Origin of the sequence: Pseudomonas sp. MF6751 (assembly GCF_016613265.1) — a bacterium.
Lineage (GTDB): Bacteria > Pseudomonadota > Gammaproteobacteria > Pseudomonadales > Pseudomonadaceae > Aquipseudomonas > Aquipseudomonas fluorescens_BV.
The window spans coordinates 1-24,430 of record NZ_JAENSV010000063.1 but is presented as its reverse complement, the minus strand read 5'-3'; the positions used below and the strand labels follow the sequence as shown (position 1 = coordinate 24,430).

Here is a 24,430-nt window from a genome sequence, read left to right as displayed (position 1 = left end):
TATCGGCGCTTGGGTGAAAGGAGGAGGGGCGAAATCTCCCACGGTCTGTACTGCGTCAACAGTCAGAATCGGGCTTTGTCCCTTCTCCTCCCTTCAAGTCCTAGCATACAAGCGGGCTTGCCCGCGAAGGCGGTGTGTCAGTCACTGAATACTCAACTGAACCACCGCTTTCGCAGGCAAGCCAGCTCCCACATTTTGTTTGTCGTATGGCGAATATCGCGATTTGCTGATGCCCACCCTCAAACCCGCTTTACTCAAGCCACATTCCACCACTCATCTGCGAAATTGTTTCAAAACTTGACGGCACACTCTTCCTTCGCCATATTGATAGTTAGCAAACTAACTGTATGCGAACTATCCAGTGCCTCAATCCCTCGAACAACTCCAGATGAGCCTCAGCAGCAGCATGGTGGTGGGCGCCCGTAATTGGCGCAAAATCTGCCAGACCACGCTGGTGGGCTATGGCATCTCCGAAGCCTGCGCCGTGCCGTTGTTGATGATCGGTCGCTTGGGCGACGGTGTGCACCAGGTCAAGGTCGCCCAGGCCTCCGGTATGGAAAGCCCATCACTGGTGCGCCTGCTCGACCGGCTGTGCGGTGACGGTTACGTCTGCCGCACCGAAGACATCCACGACCGCCGCGCCAAGGCCCTGAGCCTCACCGAGCGTGGCCGTGAGCTGGTGCAGGCGGTGGAGGCGCAACTGGTGCGCCTGCGCAAGGACGTGTTGGCGGATATCGCCCCCGACGATCTGCAAGCGGCACTGCGTGTATTGCGCGCCTTCGAAGCGGCCGAGGCTGTATCGCCTTGAACGGATTTTTTACCGGCTTCCCGCCTGCCCGCGACTGGTTCTACGGGGTGCGTACCTTCGCCGCGTCGATGATCGCGCTGTATATCGCCATGCTCATGCAGATGCCGCGTCCGTACTGGGCGATGGCCACGGTGTATATCGTATCCAGCCCGTTTGTCGGCCCTACCAGTTCCAAAGCCCTGTACCGCGCCATCGGCACCTTGATGGGCGCGGCGGCGGCGGTGCTGTTTGTGCCGATGTTCGTGCAGTCGCCCTACATTCTGGTGGTGGTGATTGCGTTGTGGACCGGCACCTTGCTGTTTCTGTCCATGCACCTGCGCACCGCCAATAACTACGCCCTGATGCTGGCCGGCTACACCTTGCCGTTGATCGCCTTGCCGGTGGTGGATAACCCCCTGGCAGTCTGGGATGTGGCGGAGGCGCGTACCGAAGAAATCTTCCTCGGCATCGCAGTCGCAGCGGTGGTGGGCGCGATGTTCTGGCCTCGGCGCCTGATGCCGGTGTTCGATGGCTCGGTGGCCAAGTGGTTCAGCGACGCCCAGGTCTATAGCCAGCGCTTTCTCAGCCGCAAGGTCGACCCGCAAGAAGTCAGCAACCTGCGCGGCGGCATGGTCGCCACCTTCAATACCCTTGAGTTGATGATCGGCCAGTTGCCCCACGAAGGTGCGCGCCCGCAGACGGTGCGCAACACCAAGGAACTGCGCGGGCGCATGATTCACCTGCTGCCAGTGATCGACGCTTTGGACGATGCGGTGTACGCCATTGAGCACCGTGCGCCGGAGTTTCTCGATCAGCTCACGCCGTTGCTGGAAGAAGCCAGCGCCTGGCTGCAGAGCACCACCGAAGCCGCGCCACTGGAAAGCTGGCGCCTGCTGCGCGACAAGATCGACGCCGCGCAACCCCAGGGCGAAGCGCTGGATGACCGTCATACGTTGCTGTTCTCTAACGCCCTTTACCGCCTGGGCGAATGGGTCGACCTGTGGCAAGACTGCCGCAGCCTGCAAGCCGCCATCCAATGCGAAAGTCAGGACACCTGGCGCGCTGTTTACCGGCACTGGCGCCTGGGCCGGCTCACGCCGTTCCTCGACCGTGGGCTGATGTTCTACTCAGCGTTCTCCACCGTCACCGCAATCATTGTCGCCTCGGTGCTGTGGATTCTGCTGGGCTGGACCGATGGTGGCGGCGCCGTGATCCTTGCCGCCGTCGCCTGCAGCTTCTTCGCCTCGATGGACGACCCGGCGCCGCAGATCTACCGGTTCTTTTTCTGGACCGCCATGTCGGTACTGTTCGCCAGCCTGTATCTGTTTCTGGTGCTGCCCAACCTGCATGACTTCCCCATGCTGGTGCTGGCCTTCGCCGTGCCGTTTATCTGCGTCGGCACTCTCACGGTACAGCCACGCTTCTACCTGGGCATGTTGCTGACGCTGGTGAACACCTCGTCGTTCATCAGCATCCAGGGCGCCTATGACGCGGACTTTCTCAACTTCGCCAACGCCAACCTGGCCGGGCCCGTGGGCCTGCTGTTCGCGTTCGTTTGGACCTTGATCGCCCGGCCCTTCGGCGCTGAATTGGCGGCCAAGCGCCTCACCCGTTTCAGCTGGCGCGACATCGTCAGCCTCACCGAGCCCGCCACCCTGGCCGAGCACCGCCACATGGCCGTACAAATGCTCGACCGCCTGATGCAACACCTGCCGCGGCTGGCCCTCACCGGCCAGGACACCGGCATCGCCCTGCGCGACCTGCGCGTGGCGCTGAACCTGCTCGACCTGCTGGCCTACTCGCCACGCATCCTCGGTGTGCCACGGGTGTTGCTCAACCAAGTGGTGGAAGGCGTGGGCGGTTACTTCAAGGCCTGCCTCAAGGCGGGTGAACGCTTGCCCGCGCCCAGCGGTCTGCTGATGACCCTGGACCGTACGCGCCGCGCCCTCAACGGTCAGGGCCTGCAAGACGAAGACGACACGCGCCTGCATCTGCTGCACGCCTTGGCCGGCCTGCGCCTGGCGCTGTTGCCCGGTGTGGAGTTCATTGGCGGTACAGAGATGGAAGCGCCGTTACCTGATGGAGCGCCTTTATGATCGGTGACCTGGATATCAGCGGGGTGTTCCTGCCCACGCTGCTGGTGCTGATGGGCATTACTTATGTGTTGTTTCTGGTGGTGCACGGGCTGTTGACGCGCATGCACTTCTATCGCCTGGTCTGGCACCGGGCATTGTTCAATGTGGGCCTCTACGCGCTGTTGCTGGGCGCGGTGGACTCACTCAGTCGATATCTGATGACATGAAAAAACCTTTTTTGACTATCGGCCGTGTCGTCCTGACGTTGTTGGTCGTGAGTTTCGCGGTCGTCGTTGTGTGGCGCATGGTCATGTACTACATGTTTGCGCCCTGGACCCGTGACGGCCACATCCGCGCCGACATCGTGCAGATCGCCCCGGACGTGTCCGGGTTGATCCAGCGCGTGGACGTGCGCGACAACCAGTTGGTGACCAAGGGCCAGGTGCTCTTCGCCGTCGACCAGGACCGCTTCAAGCTGGCCCTGCGCCAAGCCCAGGCCGCCGTGGCCGACCGTCAGGAAACCCTGGCCCAGGCCCAGCGCGAGTACAAGCGTAACCGTGGCCTGGGCAACCTGGTGCCCAGCGAGCAACTGGAAGAGAGCCAGTCCCGCGTCGCCCGCGCCCAATCGGCACTGGCCGAAGCGCAAGTGACGGTGGACTCCGCCCAACTCAACCTCGACCGCTCGGTGATCCGCAGCCCTGTGGACGGCTACATCAACGACCGCGCACCGCGTACCCAGGAGTTCGTCACCGCCGGGCGCCCGGTGCTATCGGTGGTAGACAGCAACTCCTTCCACATCGACGGTTACTTCGAAGAAACCAAGCTCGACGGCATTCACGTGGGCATGGGCGTGGACATCCGTGTGATCGGCGACAACGCGCGCCTGCATGGCCACGTGCAGAGCATCGTCGCCGGTATCGAAGACCGCGACCGCAGCAGCGGCTCCAACCTGTTGCCCAACGTCAACCCGGCGTTCAGCTGGGTGCGCCTGGCCCAGCGGATCCCTGTGCGCATTGCCTTCGATGACGTGCCGGCGGACTTTCGCATGATCGCCGGGCGCACGGCGACGGTGTCGATCATTGACGACAAAGTTAAAGACGGGGACAAACCATGAAGCGGCTTCTGGCAACCGCTTCCCTGGGGTTGTTGCTGTCGGCCTGCCAAGTTGTAGGCCCGGATTACAAACTGCCGGAACAGGCCGCAGTCAACCGTGGCGACCTGCAAGGGCCGATCATGGGTGAAGGCAAAAACGTGGTGTCGGCACCGGTGCCGGCCGATTGGTGGAAGCTGTACAAAGACCCGCGCCTGGACGAACTGGTACGCCAGGCCATGGCCTCCAACACCGACCTGCGCGTGGCCGCCGCCAACCTGCAGCGCTCGCGTTATCAGGTGCAGCAGGCCGAATCCGCTGGCGGCTGGAGTGCCGGCGTCAAGGCCGAGGCCCAGCGTTTGCAGGAATCTGGCGAGGCCTTCTTGCTGCCGGACAAAGTCCCGGTAGGCAATATCGGTAGCGTCGGGATTACCACGTCCTATCAATTCGACCTCTTCGGCACCTTGCAGCGCGGCATCGAAAGCGCCCAGGCCAGCGCCGATGCCACCCAGGCCGCGGCGGATATCGCCCGCATCACCCTGGTGGCCGATGTGGTGCGCTCCTATACCCAGGTGTGTGCGGCCAACGAAGAACTGGCGATTGCCAACGAGTCCCTCGACCTGCAAGCCCAGAGCACCAAACTGACCCAGCGCTTGCGAGATGCCGGGCGTGGCGATGAGACCCAGGTGACTCGTTCGCAAACCCAATACAAATCCCTGCGCGCCGACATACCGCGCTATGAAGCTTCGCGTCAGGCGGCGCTGTTCCGGCTGTCGATGTTGCTGGCCAAACCTGTCGACCAACTGCCAGCCGGCACGGGCACCTGCGCCGAACTGCCGCATATTGCTCAACTGCTGCCGGTGGGCGATGGCGCCACGCTGCTCAAACGCCGTCCCGATGTGCGCCAGGCCGAACGCCAACTGGCCGCCGCCACCGCACGCATCGGCGTAGCGACCGGCGCGCTGTACCCGGATATCAGCATCGGCGCCACGGTAGGCACTGTGGGCCTGCTGGAAAACCTCGGCACGCCTGCCACCAACCGCTGGGGCTTTGGCCCGATGATCAGCTGGACTGTACCGACCAACGGCGCTCGCGCCCGCGTGCATGAAGCTGAAGCCGCGACCCAGGGCGCCCTGGCCCACTTCGACGGCGTGGTGCTCAACGCCATCCGAGAAACCCAGACCGGCCTGGCCCAATACACCGCCGTGTTGCAACGCCGCGACGCCCTGGCCGACGCCGAACAGTCGGCGCGAGAAGCCGCAGGCCAGACCCATCGCTTCTTCCAGGCCGGCCGCGAATCCTTCCTGGCGGACTTGCAGGCCACGCGCACCTACACCGACATGCGTGCGCAATTGGCGGCCGCCAACACCCAGGTTGCCATGAGCCAGATCGATCTGTTCCTGGCCCTGGGCGGCGGTTGGGAAAGCGGACGAACGCAAGGGCAAAAACCCGGCAAACCGTGAGGTGATTGCTATGCTTTCTTGGGTGAGGCCCGCTGGCGCCTCACCCGACAAAGCTCGCGTTTGCTCATGGGGATTCCAAGAATGAAAAACCCTTATGCTCCCGCTTTCTGGTGCGTGCTCTTCGCACTGGTTTTGTTATCGGCCGCGTATTTTTACGGCGTCATGCTCGCCCATCAACTCGACAAGGCCATGGTGTTCCTCGACAGCGCCTGCCTGGTGATCGGCACCTTGTCCATCGGCGTGGTGGCCTGGGCGTCGTATCAAAACCAGCGGGTGAAGAAAAAACTCCTTGAACAGGGCAAGACCCGCGTGGCGATCTGGGACACCAAGGTCGCCCTGCGCCGTGTCGAAACCGTGTTCGATCGCTATTTCTGGGGCAGTTACTGGCAGCCGGGGCGCACGTTCCAGGAAGTCATGGGCGACCTCACCGGCACGCCGCTGGAAAAAAGCCTCGAAGTCCTGAAAAAACAATGTGTGCTGCTGGATCGGCAGGTTGCCGACGGTAGGCACTGGCTGGATAACGCGCGGGAATTGTCCGACGTGGCCACGCAAATGGCCCGGGAGCGCTACCAGCTGGACTTTTGCGACCCCAAGGCCGACACCCCCGGCAATGCCGTGATACATCGCGAGTTCGAGGTGCTGGTGTACACCTGGACCGCACGCTTGAAGAGTTTTGATCACCAATTGGATGAAGTCGAGCAGGAGTACTCCTGAACTCCTGCTGAACTGATCCCTCTGAAAGGCTGGGCCGTTTACGCCTGCCAGTGCTAATCTTCCCCCGTTTCGGCGGGCTTGAGCCAATCCCCTCGGGGGTTCAAGGAAGACAGCCCACTTCTCACAGGATTTGATCAGGTCACTTCATGAATAAGCCAGCCGTTGTTTTCTTGGGTTTTGTTGTCGCCGTCGGCGCCGTCAGTGCGGGCGGTGCCTGGTACACCGGTAAACAACTGGAGCCGGTCCTGCAAACCGCTATCCAGAGCGCCAATAAAGAACTGCAGACCTCCATGGCCGGCGTCGATGGCAGCGTGACCCTGGAGCTGGTGTCTCTGGACCGTGGCGTGTTCAGCAGCACCGCGCACTATCGCCTCAAAGGCCAAGGCAGCGTGTTCGGCGAAGACAACCCGAACCCCGAATTGCTGTTCGTCGACCACATCGAACACGGCCCGCTGCCGTTCTCGCGCCTGGTGACGCTCAAGTGGTTGCCGGTCATGGCCACCAGTCACTACGAACTGGAAAAGAACCCCACCACCGAAAAATGGTTCGCCGCCAGCAAAGACGTGTCGCCGCTCAAAGGCGTGGCGAATATCGGCTATAGCCGTTCGGTGAGCGGCAACATCGAATTGCTGCCCCTGGAATTCAAGGACGCCACCTCCTCGGTGAGCTTCTCCGGCGCCAACCTCAACTTTGACAGCAGCGCCGAAGGCCAGAAGGTCAAGGCCGAAGGCTTCATGAACAGCCTCAAGGTTGCCGCAGTGGACGCCGAAGGCGCACCGTTCGAAGCGGAACTGGCCGGCCTGACCGTCGCCAGCAACCTGGAAAAAACCACCTTCGGTTTCTACACCGGCCAGAACACCGTGGAACTGACCGACACCAAGGTCACCTTCGGCCCGCAGAAAGCCGTGCTGACCCTCAAGGGTTTCGAGCAAAAAGACTCCAGCGAAACCAAGGACAACAACCTGGCTGGCCGCGTCGACTACAAGATCGACGAGATCGGCTACCAGGGCAAAGCAGTAGGCTCGGCCGCCATGGCCGTGAGCATGAAGAACGTCGACATTCCGGCGATGCTGGTGCTGACCAAGCTCTACCAGGACAAGATGCAACCGGTGCAAGCCGCCGCCGCTGCCGGTCAACCGGTGCCGGAGCTGCAAATGACCGAAGCCGAGCAAGCCCTGGCTGAAGCCAACGTCAACCAGGTGCTGGCCGCCAAGCCGCAACTGGCCGTGGAAAACCTGTCGCTCAAAACCACCCGTGGCGAAAGCAAGTTCAACCTGGTGGTGGACCTGACCAAGCCAACGTCCATGGAGCTGCCGCCGGTTGAACTGGGCAAGCAAATGGTCTCGCTGCTGGATGCCAACCTGACCCTGTCCAAGCCGATGATCAGCGACGTGGCGGCCCTGCAAGCCCAGGTGGGCGGCATGACTGACCCCAAAGCCATCGAACAGCAATCGCAGATGGCGGCCGAGATGGTCAGCAGCATGGCGGTCGGTACTCAACTGGCGACCCTGGTGGGCACCGACGTGGTTTCCAAGCTGCACTACGCCAACAACGAGGTGACCTTCAACGGCCAGAAGATGACCGTTGAGCAGTTCCTCAGCTTTGTGATGTCCAAAGCCGGTGCGGTCAGCGGCGCCCAATAAACCTGAAATGCGGTAAAAAAATGTGGGAGCTGGCTTGTGTGGGAGCTGGCTTGCCTGCGATAGCATCGCCCCGGTCTGGCTGAACGACCGAGGTGCCTGCATCGCGGGCAAGCCCGGCTCCCACACAAACCCGGCTCCCACTTTTATTTTGTGTGAGGGCAAAAAATCGCGATCGTACAATTCTGAACAATTGTTCTGAATTGTGCTTCCCCCTACTTCCCTAAGAGATAGTTCTTACAGGAAAGCTAGGTCGGGTCCCGAGACGCCGACACCCTGAAGCGTTTCGCTCAGGACCATCTATCGTTAGAGCTTTCCGTGTGTAAGGAAGCTCACGACATGCTGCGAAACCACCCCTACAGTGCCTCAGGCCGGTTGCGTCTGCTTATCGGAGCCGCACTGTGCAGCCAATTGCTGGTCCCAGGCCTTGCATTTGCCGACCCTGCCTACGACGCCCTGATCATCCAGGCCCGCAACGGTCACTTCACGCCGGCGCTGACCCAACTTCGCCAACTCTCCGCCGAACGCCAGACCCCAGGCCAGGTCAGCGACCACTTGGTGATCGCCGGCTGGGCCGGGCAAGACGCTGAAGTGCTCAAGGTGTACGAGGCGCAAGGCAAGCATCGCAACCTCACCACCCAGGCACTCGCCACGGTGGCGCGCACTTATCGCAATCAAAAGCAGTGGGCTCAGGCCGAAGCGGTCTATCGCCAGGCGCTGCTGCGTGAACCCAATAACGTCGACCTGCAACTGGGCCAGGCCCTCACCCAGGCCGATGGCGGCAAGGCCAACGAAGCGGTGCAACGCTTGCGCACGATGGTGGCGGCGCAACCCAATGACCCGAACCGCCGCATGGCCCTGGGTTATGCGCTGACACGCGCCGGCCTGAACTACGACGCGCTGTTCGAATTCGACCAAGCCTTTATCCGGGCGGGCGATAAACCCGAAGTGGCGCGTGAATACATCGTTGCCCTGCAAAAGGCGCGGCTGCCGGAGCCGGCACTGCGCCTCTCGGCCAAGCGCCCGGGGCTGGTGGATGCGGTCACCCAGCGCCGCCTCGAAGGTGACCTTGCCGCCGAGCGTGTGCGCATGGCTGAGTTCGCCACGCGCAGCGAGAAGGAACGCTACGTCATCGCAGACCGTGCCCTGCAGGACTACGACAAACTGATCAGTCGCTGGGTGCCGGACGCCACAGCCAAGGACGACGTCATCCGCTGGCGCATTGACCGCCTGGGCGCGCTCAAAGCGCGAGCACGGCATGCCGAGGTGATCCGCGATTACCAGACCCTCACTGGCGAAGGCGTGCAACTACCTACCTACGCGTTGCGTTGGGTTGCCGGCTCTTACCTGGAACAGCGCCAGCCGGAAAAGGCCGAGCCGTTGTACCGCCAGGTACTCACCGCCCCCGACACCGATGCCAGCTATCGGGTCGATGACAGCACGGCGCTGTTCTACGCCTTGTTGGAAAGCGACAAGGTCGAAGAGGCCCGCCAGGTCGCCAACAACCTGGCCAAGGAGCAAAACCCCCGCGTTGAGCTCAAGGGCTTGCCCATTGGTAACCCCAATGACAACTGGATGGACGCCCAACAATTATCCGCCCAGGCCGGTACCTATGGCGGTGACCTGCCCGGCAGCGAAGCCAGCCTGGAAGCCCTGGTGGCCAAGGCACCCGGCAATGTGGGCCTGCGCCTGGCCCAGGCCGACATGTACCGCGCCCGCGACTGGCCGCGCCGCGCCGAAGGCACGCTCAAGGAAACCGAAACCCAGGCACCCCGCGACATCGGCCTGGAGGTCTCCCAAGCCTATACCGCCATGGACTTGCAAGAATGGCGGCAGATGGATGCGCTCACCGACGACGTGCTCGCCCGTAACCCGGACAACCGTCAGGTGCAGCGCCTGAGCCGTCTGCGCGATGTACACGACATGGCCGAGTTGCGTGTCGAGGCCTACACCGGCAAAAGCTACGGTGGCGGTAATAACAACGACGCCGGTGCGGTCTCCGGCAGCCGAGACTGGGGCATCGAAAGCGTGATCTATACGCCGCCCATCGACGAAGACTGGCGCCTGTTCGCCGGCGCGGGTTATGCCACCGCCGACTTCGAGGAGGGTACTGGCCAACATCGCTGGCAGCGCGTGGGCGTGGAACGTCGCACCCGTGACATGACCATCGAAGCCGAAGTGTCCAACCACTCCTATGGCGACGGTTCCAAGCAAGGCGCCAGCGTGTCGATTGCCCGCGACATCAACGACCACTGGCAATACGGCGGCAGCCTTGGCTATTTGCTCAGCACCACGCCGTTGCGGGCTCTGAATGACGGCGTCACAGCCAACGGCGGCAGTGGTTTTATCCGCTGGCGCGCCAACGAAAGCCGCGAGTGGAAACTGACCCTCAGCCCGTCCCATTTCAGCGACGGCAACGACCGCTTCGAAGCCTTGCTGACCGGCCGCGAGGGCCTCTACAGCTCGCCCCATGTGCAAGTGGACCTGGGCCTGGAAGTGGGTGCCAGCCGCAACAGCAAGGAAGACACCGTGTACTTCAACCCGAAGTCGGACTTCACGGTGTTGCCCATGATCAACGTCAATCACGTGCTCTATCACCGCTACGAAACCCAGTGGAGTCAGCAGTTCCAAATCGGCGCGGGTACCTACAGCCAGCGTGACTACTCCACCGGCGGTATTGGCCTGATTGGCTACGGCCAACGCTATCGCTGGAACGACGTACTGGAAATGGGCGCCAACCTCAGCCTGATCAGCCGACCTTATGACGGTGATCGCGAACGCGATCTGCGCCTGCTCGTCGACCTCACTTACCGTTTCTAAAAGAGCCTGACCATGACCGTCCTCAGCCGTTGCTTGTTGGTCCTGGGTGTAATGCTGGCCGCCGCCTGCGCCCAACAACCCGCGCCCTACACTCCACCCGCCGAACGGCCGATAGCGCCCAACGAAGCGCCGTGGCCGAAGAACCACTTCCTGGGCATTGCCTATCACGACGTAGAAGATCGCGACCCCGATCAAGCCGTGGTGGCGGTGCGCACAGAGCGTTTGATCGAGCAGCTGGCGTGGCTGCGGGAGAATGGCTACCAGGCGGTCAGTGTCGACCAGATTCTGGCGGCCAGGCGTGGCGGCCCGGCATTGCCGCCCAAGGCGGTGATGCTCAGCTTCGATGACGGTTATTCCAGCTTCTACACCCGCGTGATGCCGATTCTGCGTGCCTACCACTGGCCTGCATTGCTGGCACCGGTGGGGTCCTGGATCGACACGCCGTTGAACCAACCGGTGGATTTTGCCGGTACGCCACGACCACGGGGAGAGTTCCTGACGTGGCAGCAGATTCGCGAGGTGTCGCAGTCTGGCCTGGTGGAAATCGCCGCCCACACCGATGCCAATCACAAAGGCATCCTGGCCAACCCCCAGGGCAACCTGGAACCGGCCGCCACCACGCGAAGCTTTGACCCCAAAACCAACGGCTACGAAAGCGAAGCGCAGTTCCAGGCGCGTATGCGGGCTGACGTCGCCGCGATTTCGAACAAAATCCGAACCGTCACCGGCAAGGCGCCGCGTGTATGGGTGTGGCCATACGGGGCCGCCGATGGCACCTCGTTGGCGGTGGTCGGCGAGCACGGCTACGAGATGGCGCTGACCCTGGAAGACGGGCTCGACGACCTCGGCAACCTGATGAACAGCCCACGCTTTCTGGTGGCCTCCGACCCGGACGGCGAGCATTTTGCCAACAGCATGGTGGCCGTGCAGACCAAAGCGCCGATGCGCGTGCTGCACGTAGACCTGGACAACGTGTACGACCCCGACCCGGCCCAGCAGGCACGCAACCTCGACGTGCTGGTTCAGCGCGTGGTGGACATGGGTGCTGGCACCGTCTTCCTGCAAGCCTTTGCCGACCCCAAGGGCGACGGCCTGGTGCATTCGCTGTACTTCCCTAACCGTCACCTGCCGATGCGGGCCGACCTGTTCAACCGTGTCGCCTGGCAGTTGCACACCCGTGCCCATGCCAGTGTGTACGCCTGGATGCCGGTGCTGAGTTTTGCCCTGGACCCCAAGCTGCCGCGTGTCACCCGCTGGGACCCGAAAACCGGCCAGGTCGGCCCCGACCCGGATCAATACAAACGCCTGTCGCCATTTGATCCCAAGGTGCGGCAGGTCATCGGTGAGATTTACCAAGACCTGGCGCGTGTAGGGCCGATTGACGGCATCCTTTACCACGATGATGCGGTGTTCAACGACTTCGAAGACGCCAGCCCCGCAGCGCTCAAGGCCTACGCGGCCCAAGGCCTGCCGGACACCATCGCCGCCCTGCGTGCCGACCCGGCGGTGATGCAACGTTGGACCCGTTTCAAAAGCCGCTACTTGATCGACTTCACCCATGAGCTCACGGCCAAGGTCCGCGCTATTCGTGGCCCGCAGGTGCTGACGGCGCGCAATATCTTCGCCGAGCCTATGCTCAACCCTGGCAGCGAAACCTGGTTCGCGCAGAACCTCGATGACTTCCTCCAGGCCTACGACTGGACCGCGCCGATGGCCATGCCGTTGATGGAAGGCCAGGAAGTGAAGACCTCCAACGCCTGGCTGGAAAAACTCATCGCCACGGTCAAGACGCGCCCCGGCGCCATGGAAAAAACCATCTTCGAATTGCAAGCCAAAGACTGGCGCACCCAGGCCGCACCGGATATCAGCGCTGAGCAATTGGCAGAGTGGATGGGTGTACTCAAACGCCAGGGCGTCACCAGTTTCGGCTACTACCCGGACAACTTCCTGGAAAACTCCCCGGACTTGAAGACCATTCGTCCGGCCCTTTCCAACCAGTGGAACCCTTGATCATGTTCGACAGAATCCTGGCTATATTCGTGTTGGCACTGGTACTGGGCTTGCCCCTGGGCCTGATCTTCCTGGTGACCGGGCAGTTCCTGATGGACTTCGTGTTCTTCTACCCGTTGTTCATGTCGGCGCTGTGGATCGCCGGTGGCCTGTACTTCTGGCTGCATTGGGAACGCCACTGGCCGTGGAAAGAAGACACGCCGGCGCCGACCCTGGCCGGCGAGCCGCTGATCTCGATCATCATCCCTTGCTACAACGAGGGCGATAACGTCGCTGACACCATTGGCGCGGCCCTCGGCCAGTTGTACCCGAACATCGAAGTGATCGCGGTCAACGACGGCTCCAGCGACAACACCGCGGCAGTACTCGATGCCCTGGCGTTGCAACATCCGCGCTTGCGCGTGCTGCACCTGGCGCAGAACCAGGGCAAAGCCGTGGCCCTGCGCATGGGCGCCGTGGCCGCCCGCAGCGAATACCTGGTGTGCATCGACGGCGATGCCTTGCTCGACAAAAACGCGGCCGCCTACATGGTCGCGCCGATGCTCGACAACCCGCGCCTGGGCGCCGTCACCGGCAACCCGCGCATCCGTACCCGCTCCACCCTGATTGGCCGGGTGCAGGTGGGCGAGTTCTCCTCGATCATCGGTTTGATCAAGCGTACCCAGCGGGTATTCGGTCGGATCTTCACGGTCTCCGGTGTGGTGGTGGCGTTTCGCAAGAAGGCGCTGGACCGCATCGACTACTGGAGCACCGACATGATCACCGAAGACATCGATGTCAGTTGGAAGCTGCAACTCGATCACTGGGCGATTTTCTACGAGCCGCGTGCCCTGTGCTGGATCCTCATGCCCGAGACCGTCGGCGGCCTGTGGAAACAGCGTCTGCGCTGGGCCCAGGGCGGCGCCGAAGTGCTGTTCAAGAATATTCGCGGCATCTGGCAATGGCGCCATCGCTACTTGTGGCCGCTGCTGTTCGAATACTGCCTGTCCACCGGTTGGGCCTTCACCTTCCTGCTGTCGGTGATCTTCTGGGGCGTGGGTAAATTCGTCACGCTGCCGGCGGCGATTACCGTGGACTCCTTGGTGCCACCCGCGTTTACCGGCCTGGTGCTGGCGATGGTGTGCCTGCTGCAGTTTGCGGTCAGCATCCTGATCGACCGGCGCTACGAAAAAGACCTGTGGAAAACCCTGTTCTGGACCGTGTGGTACCCGATGGTGTTCTGGCTGGTCAGCCTGCTCACCACCCTGGTCAGCTTTCCCAAGGTGTTGTTTAACCAGCATCAAAAGCGCGCACGCTGGGTCAGCCCGGACCGTGGTATCAAACCTGCACAAGAGGAGGCTTGATCATGAAACTGGTCAGAACTCGCCAAAACACACTGATGTGGATCGTCGATGTGCTGCTGACCCTGCTGGCGTGGGGTGGGTTGATCTGGCTGCTGGCGCGAGGCATCAGCGCCATGCTTGAAACCCACGGCGGCCCACGCATCGAGGCGCCTATCTTTGCTGCGCTCAACACCTTGCAGGTTTACCTGTGGATCGCGCTGTTCAATGCAGTGATCCTGATCAGCTGGGCACGTTATCAGCAGCATCGCGGGCGCAAATTCGCCCAGCGCCGCGCCGAGGCCAATGCACTGAGCGACCAGCACCTGAGTGAAAGTTTCAACTTGGGCGACGGCGACCTCGAACAACTGCGCCGCCCCGGCGTGCTGGTGATTCACAACGATGAAGAGGGCGGCGTCGAAGAAGTGAAGTCCCACGTCTCCCGCGACGTCGAACGCCCCGGCCTGACCCTGGTGCCCGACAAAGACAAGGGCATTGGCTAGAGTCAAGCGAACGCAATGCTCAAAGCAATTGAAGCTCCAATGTGGGAGCTGGCTTGCCTGCGAAAGCGGTAGTGCAGTAAGAGTTTTATTGACTGACACACCGCCTTCGCGGGCAAGCCCACTCCCACAGGTAGTATTTCCACCCATGGCTTGCAGTGGTTCACTCCTCTTGTTGGAATTCCGATAAATGGGATCCAATTCACAAAACCCCCGCGAACTTTTCCCCCTTCTCCGGTACTAACCTAACTCGACGAACACCTGATGGCTAAGTAATGGCAGTCGGAAAGTCATTCGTCGAATCGCCATCAAAACAGTTGCCGCTTGTCGGAATAATCACCGTAAGTGCCCGACTTAAACTCTTTTGATGAAAAATTATTATTAATAATCAACAGGTTAGAAAACTAATCAGTCGAACGGCCCCACGTCGCCCGTTTCTAGGCGGGCTGGAAGTTCGATGTTAGTTTCGCGGCCCTTGATTTTCGATGGATCGAACATGTCTTCGTTATTGCCATGGACCCGGTTATTGCTCTGCACCCTCCTGCTCACCTGCATGGGCCTGAACAGTGCATCCGCCGCCCCCACGCCTGGCGATCAGGACTTGATCCGCGACCGGCAGAACCGCTTGCTTGAAGAGCAACAGCGGCGCCTGCAGGAGCTGCAGGACCTGCCCGGCAAAGCGGACAAGCCCCAAGCCCCGGCAACCACGGCCGACACCCGTTGCTTCCCGATCAAAACCATCGAACTCAAAGGCGCCGACAGCCTGCCGGCGCCCGACCGCGAGCGCTTGCTCAAGCCCTACATCGGCCAGTGCCTGGGCGTGTCCCAGCTCAACGAGCTGCTCAAGGTCATCACCGACTACTACTTGGGCAAAGGCCGCGTCACCAGCCGTGCGTACCTGCCGCAGCAAGACCTCTCCACCGGCCATCTGCAAGTGCTGGTGGTGGAAGGCAAACTCGAAGCGTTGCGCAGCGCCGAAGGCAGCACGGTGACCGACCGCGAACTGGCCATGGCGTTTCCCGGCAAAGTCGGTGAAGCACTGAACCTGCGCGAGATCGAGCAACTGGTGGACCAGCTCAACCGCCTGCCGTCCAAACAGGCGCAGATGGAGCTCACCCCCGGCAAGCAAATCGGCGGCAGCGACGTGGTGGTCAAGAACACCGCGCAAAAGCCCTGGCGCGCCAGCCTGTCGCGCAACAACGACGGGCAGAAAAGCACCGGCGAACAGCAATGGGGCGCGGGCCTTGAGTGGGACAGCCCGCTGGGCCTGGGTGACCAACTGATGCTGCGCGGCGGCCACGACGCCATCAGCGACCACCAGAAAACCTCGAAAAACACCATGCTCTACTACAACCTGCCATGGGGCTGGTGGAACTTCAGCTACACCTACAGCGAAAGCGACTACCGCACCTACGGCGTAACCGACGGCTTCAAATACAAGCAGGACGGCGACAACCAGAACCACCAACTGCGCGCCGAGCGGGTGATCCATCGCGATGACGTCAGCAAGACTTCGGTCAACGTCGGCCTGGCGCACCTGCGCACCAACAACTACATCCTCGACGTGCGCACCGCGCCCAGTAGCAACCGCCTCAGCGAACTGCAACTGGGCGTCAACCACGGTCGGCGCATCGGCAGTGCCTTCGTCAACCTGGACCTGGGCATGCAAAGCGGCATCGGCCTGCTCGACGCCCAGGCCCAAGACGAGCGTGACCCAGCAGGCCGTCGCCAGCCGAATTCGCGCTACCGTAAATACACCGCCACCGTCAGCTACCTGCAACCGTTCAGCCTGTGGGGCGAGTCGTTCAGCTTCAGCAGTCTGGCCACCGGGCAACGCAGTGAAGACCCGCTGTTTTCGCCGCAGCGCATGAGCCTTGGCGGCTCGGCCTCGGTGCGCGGTTTCAAGGACCAATTGCTGACCGGCGACAGCGGCGGCTATTGGCGCAACGAAGTGCGCTGGGCGCGCCCGGTGACCCTCGACTGGATGCGCCCGGCCTTCGCCGAGTACGGCGCCAGCGTTGGCTACGACCAGGGCGTGATCCGCAACGACCGCTACAACGGCAACGTGCATGGCCGGGTGTCCAGCAACTCCCTGGAGCTGTTCGCCCGTGGCAAACACCTCAGCACCAGCGTGACCTTTGCCCATTCGTTAGAAAGACCCGGTGTGGTGACCGAGCGCGAAGCGCCGATCTACTTCCGCATGGATTTTTTCCTGTAATTCAACGCCCCGCTGCATGAGAGCCTGACAATGGATGTTCGCCAATTCGCCTTCCTGGCCCGCCAACGTTCTGCCGCCCTGAAGCGCCGGGACGCGTTCTTCGGCCTGCCCAAGCGCGGGCTGGCGTTGATCCTTGCCAACGCGCTGTTCTGGCAGCCGCTGCTGGCCCAGGCCGAGGGCATCGTGGTCAGTGCGCCGGGCACCACCGTGGGCGCGGCGGGCAATGGCGTGCCGGTGGTAAACATCGCCACCCCCAATGGCGCGGGCCTGTCCCATAACCAGTTCAAGGACTACAACGTCGGCCCCAACGGCGTGATTCTCAACAACGGCAACACCGCCATGGTCAACACCCAACTGGGCGGGATCATTGTCGGTAACCCCAACCTCAAGGGCGGCGCGGCGAACGTCATCCTCAACGAAGTCAACGGCGGCAGCCCCAGCCAGTTGCGCGGCTATACCGAAGTGGCGGGGCAGTCGGCCAAGGTCATCGTCGCCAACCCGTACGGCGTGACGTGCAGCGGTTGCGGCTTTATCAACACCCCCAACGTCACCCTCACCACCGGCAAACCGGTGCTCGACGCCAGCGGTCAATTGCAGCGCTATGAAGTGGATGGCGGCGCCGTGACCATCGACGGCCAGGGCTTGAACGCCAGCAACGTCGAACGCTTCGACATCATCACCCGCTCGGCCAAGATCAACGCACAAATCAACGCCCGCGAACTCAACGTGATCGCCGGGCGCAACGACGTCGATGCGCAAAGCCTGAAAACCACCGCCCGCGCCGATGACGGCAGCGCCAAACCCGAGCTGGCAATCGACTCCTCGGCCCTGGGCGGCATGTATGCCGGCGCGATCAAACTGGTGGGCACCGAGGCCGGTGTGGGCGTGAAGCTCGACGGCACCCTGGCCGCCAGTGGTGGCGATATTCAGCTCGACGCCAACGGGCGCCTGAGCATGGCGCAAACGGTGGCCACCGGTAACGTCAAAGTCACCGCGCAAAACGTCGACCTCACCGATAAGGTCTACGCCAACGGCAATGTGCAGGTCACCAGCGCCCAGGCCTTGGTCAACCGCAAGAGCATCGCCGCCGGCCAGCGCATCGAGATCAACGCGGCCAGCGTGAACAACCCCGGCATCATCGAAGCCGGCGTTGCCGCCGATAACAGCCGCAACACCACGGGCGACCTGGTGGTGAACGCGCAAACCGTCACCACCAGCGGTAACCTGCTGGCCAGCCGCGCCCTGGCGATTACCGCCGCGCAAGCGCTGACCAACCAGGGCGCGATTATTCAGGCCAAGACCGTCGAGGTCAGCAGCGCCAAACTCACCAACCAGGGCGCCACTGCGCGCCTGTATGGTGAGCAGAGCCTGGCGATCAACTCGCCCGCCATCGTCAACCTCGGCGGCCTGATCCGCTTCGGCGAAGGCCAGGCCGCCACGCTCAACAGCGCCTCCCTGGACAACCGCCAGGGCCGTATCGAAATGGCCGGTGGCAGCCTGGTGCTCACCAGTGCCGACCTGAACAACAGCGGCGGCCAAGTCATCGCCAACGACCTGACCGTCAACGCCGGCAACCTGAACAACCAGAACGGCGTACTGGTGGCCAAGACCGCGACCGTCACTGCCAGCAACCTCGACAACAGCCTCAAGGGCTTGATCCAGGCTGACGGTGGCGCGCTCAACCTCGCCGTAACCAACACTTTCAATAACAATCAGGGTTTCGCTCAGGCCAGCACCGATCTGAACGTTACGGCCGGCGCCCTCAGCAGCAACGCAGGCGGCGTACTGAGCGCCGACACCGGCAAGCTCACCCTCACCGCCGCGCAACAGCTCAACAACGCCCAGGGCCGCTTGCAGGCCGGGCAGGGCGATATCGAACTGCACGCCGCCAACCTGGATAACCAGGGCGGCACGATCGTCGGCAAGCAACTGCTGCTCGACGTGGCCGGCGGCGACATCGACAACCGCGCCGGGCGCGTGTTGGGCGACCACCTCGACGTGCGCGCCTCGGGCCTCGACAACCGCAACGCCGGCCTGCTGGCCGGTGGTGCCCAGGGCGTAAGCCTGCTGCTCAAAGGCCCGGGCCAGTTGCTCAACGCCCAGGGCCGCATCCAGAGCGAGGGCCTGCTGCAACTGCAAGGCGAGCGCTTCGACAACAGCGCCGGCATCCTGCTGGGCCAGACCGTCGACGTCACCGCGCAGACCTTCACCAACAGCAACAAAGGCGCGCTGGTCAGCGATGGCGGCGACGTGGTGCTCAAGGTCAGCGACCTGCTCACCAACGTCGGCGGCCAGATCGACGCGGGCGAACGCAGCGTGCTGGTCAAGCAGCTCACCACCCTTAACAACGACGGCGGCACCCTGCGCGGCAAGCGCCTGGACATCGCCGCCCAGCACCTGAACAACGACAACGGCCAACTGCTGGCCGGCGCCGAAGGCCTGAGCTACAGCGGCCAGGATGTGAGCAACCGCAAGGGCCTGATCCTCAGCGGCGGCGCCCTCACCGAACTGAACACCACCCGCCTGGATAACCAGGGCGGCACCGTGCAGGGCGACAGCCTGAGCGTCACCGCCAACAGCGTCGACAACGCCAGCGGCGGCCTGATGGCCAGCCTGGTCGGCAACCTGCAACTGACCGTAGAAGCCCTGGCCAACCGTGGCGGCAAGCTGTTCGGCAAAGAGCAAGTGACCGTCAGCGGCGCCACCCTCGACAACAGCGCGGGCGGCCAGATCAGCGGCAACCAGCTCAACCTGACCTCACGCGACACGCTCACCAACCAGGGCGGCCTGATCGAAGCCAACCAGGGCCTGGCCCTCACCGGCGGCAACCTGGACAACAGCGCCAACGGGCAACTGCGTGCACTGGGCGGCGCCAGCAGCAAACTCAACCTCAGCGGCGCGCTGAACAACCAGAACGGCACCCTCGAATTCGGCAGCCAGGCCTTCAGCCTTGACGCCGCCAGCCTCAACAACCAGAGCGGCATGCTGCAACACGCCGGCACCGGCCTGTTCCACCTCAACACCGCCAGCCTCGCAGGCAGCCAGGGCAATATCCAGGGCATGGGCAGCGCCGACTGGGCATTCGGCAACGTCGACGGCCTGGGCCGTGTGCAACTCAACGACGTGCTCACCTACAAGAGCGACCAAGGGCTGGCCCTCAAGGCCGGTGACCGCATGGCCAGCGCCAAGGGCTTGATCCTCAACGTGGCCAGCCTGGACAACGGCGGCGAACTGCTCAGCGACGGCGACATCAGCATCACCACCGGCGATATCACTAATAGCGGCCGCGTCTCGGCCCTGCAAACACTCAGCGTCGCCGCCAACAACCTCAGCCAGAACGGCGGCCGCCTGGCCGCAACCAATGCGCGCCTGACCCTGGGCGGCACCCTGGACAACCTCGGGTTCCTCACCGCCCGCCAGCAACTGGATATCGCCGCCGCGCAAATCAACAACCGTGGCACCCTCGGTGCCCAGGGCGCGGTGAACCTCACCGCGGTCAACGGCATCACCAATGCCGCCGACACGCTGCTGTTCAGCGGCGGCGACATGACCTTGCGCAGCAATGGTTTCAGCAACAGCTATGGCGATGTCTACAGCAAAGGCAACCTGAGCTTCGCCGCTCGCGATGGCGGGCGTGCCGTGCTGTTCAGCAACCGCTCCGGCACCGTGGAAAGCGAAGGCTCGATCGGCATCAATGCGGGCTTTATCGAAAACGCCAAAGATGAATTCGAACTCGGGCAAACGCTGACCACCGGCAGCTTGAGTTGGATCTGTGGCCAGCACTGCGGCGAGAGCGACAACTGGGAACGCGGCGAGATCACCATCTATGAAACGTACCTTGAGGCGGCGACTAAGGACTCGGCAGCGGCGCGCTTGGTAGCGGGCAAAAACATGCTGCTGCAAGGCGACACGGTGCAGAACCGCTACAGCCTGATGGCCGCCAATGGCGACCTGAGCATCACCGCCGGTGACCTGCTCAACCAGGGCGCCGCCACGCGCACGGGCCAGCGCAAGCTTGTCATCGGCACGCCAGGTCACGTCTCCGACGATTTGTTTGAACGCATGCAATACGTCGACGTGCCCGCGTTCAATGCGGCCACGGCGGCTGGGAATTTCGACAAGGCGCGCTTCGAAGAACTCAAAAGCCGCTCACCCAATAGCCTGCCGTTCGCCTACGCAAGTGACGTCACCACCTGGACCAACAACAGCGGCCCCGGCTACGACGCCACCCTGCAAGCGGGCGGCACGGTCAACCTCAACGTCGCCCGCACCCTGCAAAACGGCACGCTGCACAACAACACCCTGGCGCAGTTAACCGGCACCCTCGGCGACGACCAGACCGGCATCCCCGTCGGCGGCATCAACATCAACCTGAGCAAACACGCCAACGACCCGAGCGCCCAGGCGCCCGGCAGCGTATTGCCCGTGGTAGGCGTGGCCCCCGGTGGCGGCTTCGTGCCTGTGGACTACACCGGCACTGCCTTCGCCCCGGTCGACCCCACCACCTCGCCCACCTTCCAACTGCCCAAGGGCGAATACGGCCTGTTCGTCAAAAACGCTGACCCCACCAGCCACTACCTGATCGAGACCAACCCCGAATTCACCTCGGTGTCGGGCTTCTTCAGCTCCGACTACATGCTCGGCAAACTCGGTTTCACCGCCGACAACGCCTGGCGCCGCCTCGGTGACGGCCAGTACGAAACCCGCCTGATCCGCGACGCCGTCCTCGCGCAAACCGGCCAACGCTTCCTCGCCGGCGGCCTGTACAGCGACGCCGACCAGTTCCGCTACCTGATGGACAACGGCCTTGCCAGCAAAGACGCCCTGCGCCTGAGCCTGGGCGTGGCCCTCACCGACCAGCAAGTCGGCGCCCTGACCCACGACATCGTGTGGATGGAAAACCGCGTCATCGACGGCCAGACCGTCCTCGTGCCGGTGCTGTACCTGGCCCAGGCCGACTCGCGCAACGTGCGCGGCAACAGCCTCATCCAGGGCCGCGACCTCAACCTGGTCACCGGCGGCGACCTGATCAACGTCGGCACCCTGCGCGCCAGCAACAACCTCTCCGCCATCAGTAGCGGCAGCATTTATACCGGCGGCCTGGTCGAAGCCGGCAACAATCTCAGCCTGCTGGCCCAGGACAGCATCCGCAACGCCATGGCCGGCGAAATCCGCGGCAAGCAAGTCAGCCTCACGGCGCTCAAAGGCGATATCACCAACGAAACCACCGCCATCCAGGTGCGTGACGGCGCCGGTATGCGCACCCTCACCGACACCAGCGCCGGCACCATCGTCGCCCGCGAAAACCTCGCGATCGACGCCGGGCGCGACCTCACCAACCGCGGCGCACTCACCGCTGGTAACGACGCCAACTTAACCGCCGGCCGCGACCTCAACCTCATCGCCGCCAGCGACACCAGCGTCAAACACGAGACCCGCGACGGCGGCGAGAAATCCAGCATCACCACCGACGTCAAAAACCTCGCCGCCAGCGTCACGGCGGGCGGCAACCTCAACATGCAGGCCGGCCAAGACGTCAACATCATTGGTAGCAATGCCACCGCCGGCAAAGACCTCACCATCGCTGCCGGCCGCGACCTCAACGTCGCCTCGGTCAGCGACATGCACAACGTTGAGGGCAAGGAAAAGGACGGCAAAAAACGCATCAAGACCTCGGACGACCAGACTACTCAAGTGGCGAGCGTACTGACGGCGGGTGGGGATTTTGTCAGCCAGGCCGGGCGTGATACCACGATTGTGGCGAGCAGGATCAGTGCGGGGAATGAGGCTTATCTGTATAGCGGGGATAAGTTGAGTCTGTTGGCGGCGCAGAACAGCACCTACAGCCTTTACGACATGAAGGAGAAGGGGGGCTGGGGCGCGAAGAAGACCAAGCGTGATGAGGTGACCCACGTCACGAATGTGGGGACTGAGATCAAGACTGGTGGTGATCTGTCGCTGGTCAGTGGCGGTGATCAGTTGTATCAGCGGGCCAAGCTTGAGAGCGGTAAGGACCTGGCCATCACCAGTGGCGGCGCGGTGACCTTCGAGGCGGTCAAAGACCTGCACCAGGAGAGCCACGAGAAGAGCAAGAGTGACCTGGCGTGGACCAGCGCGAAGGGCAAGGGGAATACCGACGAGACGTTGCGTCAGAGTGAGTTGGTGGCGCAGGGCGAGCTGGCAATCAAGGCCGTGGACGGCTTGAAGATTGATGTAAGGCAGGTTAACCAGAATACGGTAAGCCAGACCATCGACGCGATGGTCCAGGCGGACCCAAGCCTCGCCTGGATCAAGCAAATGGAGCAGCGTGGCGATGTTGACTGGCGCGAGGTCAAAGAGCTGCACGACAGCTTCAAATACAGTAATTCCGGCCTGGGCGCCGGCGCGCAAATTGTCATAGCGATCATTGTTACCTACTTCACGATGGGGGCAGCAAGCGGCGCAATTGCCGCCGCTGGGACGGGTACCTCGATGGCTGGGGCGACGGCTGCTGCCACAGCCACATCTGCCGCAGGCTGGGCCAATGCTGCGGGCAGCGTTGTGCTTGCCGGCATGGCCAGCAATGGTGCTATCAGCACAATCAATAATCGTGGCAATTTAGGCGCAGTGGTCAAGGACGTAACCTCCAGCGATGCGATGCGGGGCTATGTTGTCTCGGGTGTTACCGCAGGGCTGACCGCAGGGTTCTATGACGACTGGACCAGCACGCAGACAGGCACTACTACTGCGCTACCTAACTCGGGCGCAGTGACATCCGCGAGCCCATTGAGTACCTGGCAAGGTGTTGGTCAATTTACTGCGAATCAGGTTCTGCAAAACGGCACATCGGCCATCCTGACTAAAGCGCTGGGAGGAGAAGCCAGCCTCGGGGATGCATTGCAAAGCAGCCTTGCCAATGCATTTGCTGCCTATGGCTTCAACATGATTGGTGATGTCTCCAAGAATCGGTTCGCCGACGGCGGTATCACCAAGATTGGGCTGCATGCGTTGATGGGCGGGCTGGCAGCTGAAGCCGCCGGCGGCGATTTCCGTACTGGTGCGTTGGCAGCAGGTGTGAACGAAGCCCTGGTAGACAGCCTCGCCAAACAGTACGCCAGCATGCCGGAGGATAAGAGAAAGAGCTTGCTGGTGATGAGCTCGCAGTTGATTGGTGTGCTTGCGGCGTCGGTGGACAGTGATGCTGACGGTGAGAGTTTGCAGACCGGAGCATGGGTGGCGGGCAACGCTACTCAGTACAACTGGCTATTGCATGGGGAGATAGAAGCGGCGGACAAAGCGCGTGAAGGATGTAATGCACGTGGAGGAGACGTCGCCGGTTGTAAGCGAAGTATCACGCAAGCGATGGACAGTCTTGATAAAGCTCGAGATATGGAGCGAGCTGATCAGATTCGTCAGGTGGATTTAGCGAACTATCAAGAAGGAATGACGCCTGGAGAGTACAAGGATGCCTTGGATTCTTATTGGAATGGAATTGATAGAAGCGAGCTAGTCTGGACTGGCTATGAACCCGCTCACGAGTTGGGATATATCGCTGGCGAGATGGGGTCCGGGTTTGTTGATAGGGCTGTAGATTGGCCAGGTAAGGTCTATGACACGATCACTCATCTGACAGACATCCCGGCAAATCTACTTCAGGCTGGTAAGGATGGTGTCAATTGGATCAATAGCCCGGCGGCCGCGAAAACTGAGTGCAACACCTGACCTTTCCGGTACGGTGCTGCCCCTATGTCCTATTCCGAACTCAGCGTCGAAGAGCGCGCCATCATTCAACTCAGTCAAGCTCAAGGCTTCAGC

At 62.4% G+C, this 24,430-nt stretch carries 13 protein-coding genes; all 13 read left to right on the top strand.

What is annotated here, in order from left to right; all coding sequences use genetic code 11:
• The first annotated feature begins 388 nt into the window (after positions 1-388).
• Positions 389-808 (top strand): MarR family winged helix-turn-helix transcriptional regulator, encoded by a 420-nt coding sequence (locus JJD66_RS26310; RefSeq protein ID WP_105225339.1) that lies wholly within the window; start codon positions 389-391, stop codon positions 806-808.
• Positions 805-2,883, top strand: coding sequence for an FUSC family protein (locus JJD66_RS26305; protein WP_200649384.1), 2,079 nt, complete (start codon positions 805-807; stop codon positions 2,881-2,883). The genes JJD66_RS26310 and JJD66_RS26305 overlap by 4 nt, the downstream gene beginning before the upstream one ends.
• Complete coding sequence (locus tag JJD66_RS26300; RefSeq protein ID WP_003187469.1) at positions 2,880-3,089, top strand: DUF1656 domain-containing protein; 210 nt, start codon at positions 2,880-2,882, stop codon at positions 3,087-3,089. The genes JJD66_RS26305 and JJD66_RS26300 overlap by 4 nt, the downstream gene beginning before the upstream one ends.
• Positions 3,086-3,976, top strand: a complete 891-nt coding sequence (locus tag JJD66_RS26295; RefSeq protein ID WP_198716347.1) for an efflux RND transporter periplasmic adaptor subunit — start codon at positions 3,086-3,088, stop codon at positions 3,974-3,976. Before JJD66_RS26300 ends, JJD66_RS26295 begins: the two co-directional genes overlap by 4 nt.
• On the top strand, positions 3,973-5,415 hold the full coding sequence (locus tag JJD66_RS26290; protein ID WP_014716387.1) for an efflux transporter outer membrane subunit: 1,443 nt from the start codon (positions 3,973-3,975) through the stop codon (positions 5,413-5,415). Before JJD66_RS26295 ends, JJD66_RS26290 begins: the two co-directional genes overlap by 4 nt.
• Before the next feature lie 81 nt (positions 5,416-5,496).
• On the top strand, positions 5,497-6,129 hold the full coding sequence (locus JJD66_RS26285; protein ID WP_019819550.1) for a hypothetical protein: 633 nt from the start codon (positions 5,497-5,499) through the stop codon (positions 6,127-6,129).
• A 146-nt stretch (positions 6,130-6,275) separates the two neighbouring features.
• Entirely contained in the window at positions 6,276-7,772 is a 1,497-nt protein-coding gene (locus tag JJD66_RS26280; protein WP_200649383.1) for a YdgA family protein, read from the top strand.
• A gap of 336 nt (positions 7,773-8,108) precedes the next feature.
• Complete coding sequence (gene pgaA / locus JJD66_RS26275; RefSeq protein ID WP_198716349.1) at positions 8,109-10,589, top strand: poly-beta-1,6 N-acetyl-D-glucosamine export porin PgaA; 2,481 nt, start codon at positions 8,109-8,111, stop codon at positions 10,587-10,589.
• Between the two features lie 12 nt (positions 10,590-10,601).
• Positions 10,602-12,599, top strand: coding sequence for a poly-beta-1,6-N-acetyl-D-glucosamine N-deacetylase PgaB (gene pgaB, locus JJD66_RS26270; protein WP_198716350.1), 1,998 nt, complete (start codon positions 10,602-10,604; stop codon positions 12,597-12,599).
• A 2-nt stretch (positions 12,600-12,601) separates the two neighbouring features.
• Positions 12,602-13,942 (top strand): poly-beta-1,6-N-acetyl-D-glucosamine synthase, encoded by a 1,341-nt coding sequence (gene pgaC / locus JJD66_RS26265; protein WP_198716351.1) that lies wholly within the window; start codon positions 12,602-12,604, stop codon positions 13,940-13,942.
• Between the two features lie 2 nt (positions 13,943-13,944).
• Positions 13,945-14,421, top strand: a complete 477-nt coding sequence (pgaD, locus tag JJD66_RS26260) for a poly-beta-1,6-N-acetyl-D-glucosamine biosynthesis protein PgaD (protein ID WP_003187480.1) — start codon at positions 13,945-13,947, stop codon at positions 14,419-14,421.
• Between the two features lie 493 nt (positions 14,422-14,914).
• Positions 14,915-16,636, top strand: a complete 1,722-nt coding sequence (locus tag JJD66_RS26255; protein WP_200649382.1) for a ShlB/FhaC/HecB family hemolysin secretion/activation protein — start codon at positions 14,915-14,917, stop codon at positions 16,634-16,636.
• A gap of 30 nt (positions 16,637-16,666) precedes the next feature.
• Entirely contained in the window at positions 16,667-24,337 is a 7,671-nt protein-coding gene (locus JJD66_RS26250; RefSeq protein WP_234452345.1) for a two-partner secretion domain-containing protein, read from the top strand.
• The last annotated feature ends 93 nt before the right edge of the window (positions 24,338-24,430 follow it).

Bases quoted from the DNA above. Each gene is read 5' to 3' on its own strand.
- JJD66_RS26290 (WP_014716387.1), top strand. From the start codon at position 3,973: ATGAAGCGGCTTCTGGCAACCGCTTCCCTGGGGTTGTTGCTGTCGGCC.
- pgaD (WP_003187480.1), top strand. From the start codon at position 13,945: ATGAAACTGGTCAGAACTCGCCAAAACACACTGATGTGGATCGTCGAT.
- JJD66_RS26300 (WP_003187469.1), top strand. From the start codon at position 2,880: ATGATCGGTGACCTGGATATCAGCGGGGTGTTCCTGCCCACGCTGCTG.
- pgaB (WP_198716350.1), top strand. From the start codon at position 10,602: ATGACCGTCCTCAGCCGTTGCTTGTTGGTCCTGGGTGTAATGCTGGCC.
- JJD66_RS26255 (WP_200649382.1), top strand. From the start codon at position 14,915: ATGTCTTCGTTATTGCCATGGACCCGGTTATTGCTCTGCACCCTCCTG.
- JJD66_RS26310 (WP_105225339.1), top strand. From the start codon at position 389: ATGAGCCTCAGCAGCAGCATGGTGGTGGGCGCCCGTAATTGGCGCAAA.
- JJD66_RS26280 (WP_200649383.1), top strand. From the start codon at position 6,276: ATGAATAAGCCAGCCGTTGTTTTCTTGGGTTTTGTTGTCGCCGTCGGC.
- JJD66_RS26285 (WP_019819550.1), top strand. From the start codon at position 5,497: ATGAAAAACCCTTATGCTCCCGCTTTCTGGTGCGTGCTCTTCGCACTG.
- pgaC (WP_198716351.1), top strand. From the start codon at position 12,602: ATGTTCGACAGAATCCTGGCTATATTCGTGTTGGCACTGGTACTGGGC.
- pgaA (WP_198716349.1), top strand. From the start codon at position 8,109: ATGCTGCGAAACCACCCCTACAGTGCCTCAGGCCGGTTGCGTCTGCTT.
- JJD66_RS26295 (WP_198716347.1), top strand. From the start codon at position 3,086: ATGAAAAAACCTTTTTTGACTATCGGCCGTGTCGTCCTGACGTTGTTG.
- JJD66_RS26250 (WP_234452345.1), top strand. From the start codon at position 16,667: ATGGATGTTCGCCAATTCGCCTTCCTGGCCCGCCAACGTTCTGCCGCC.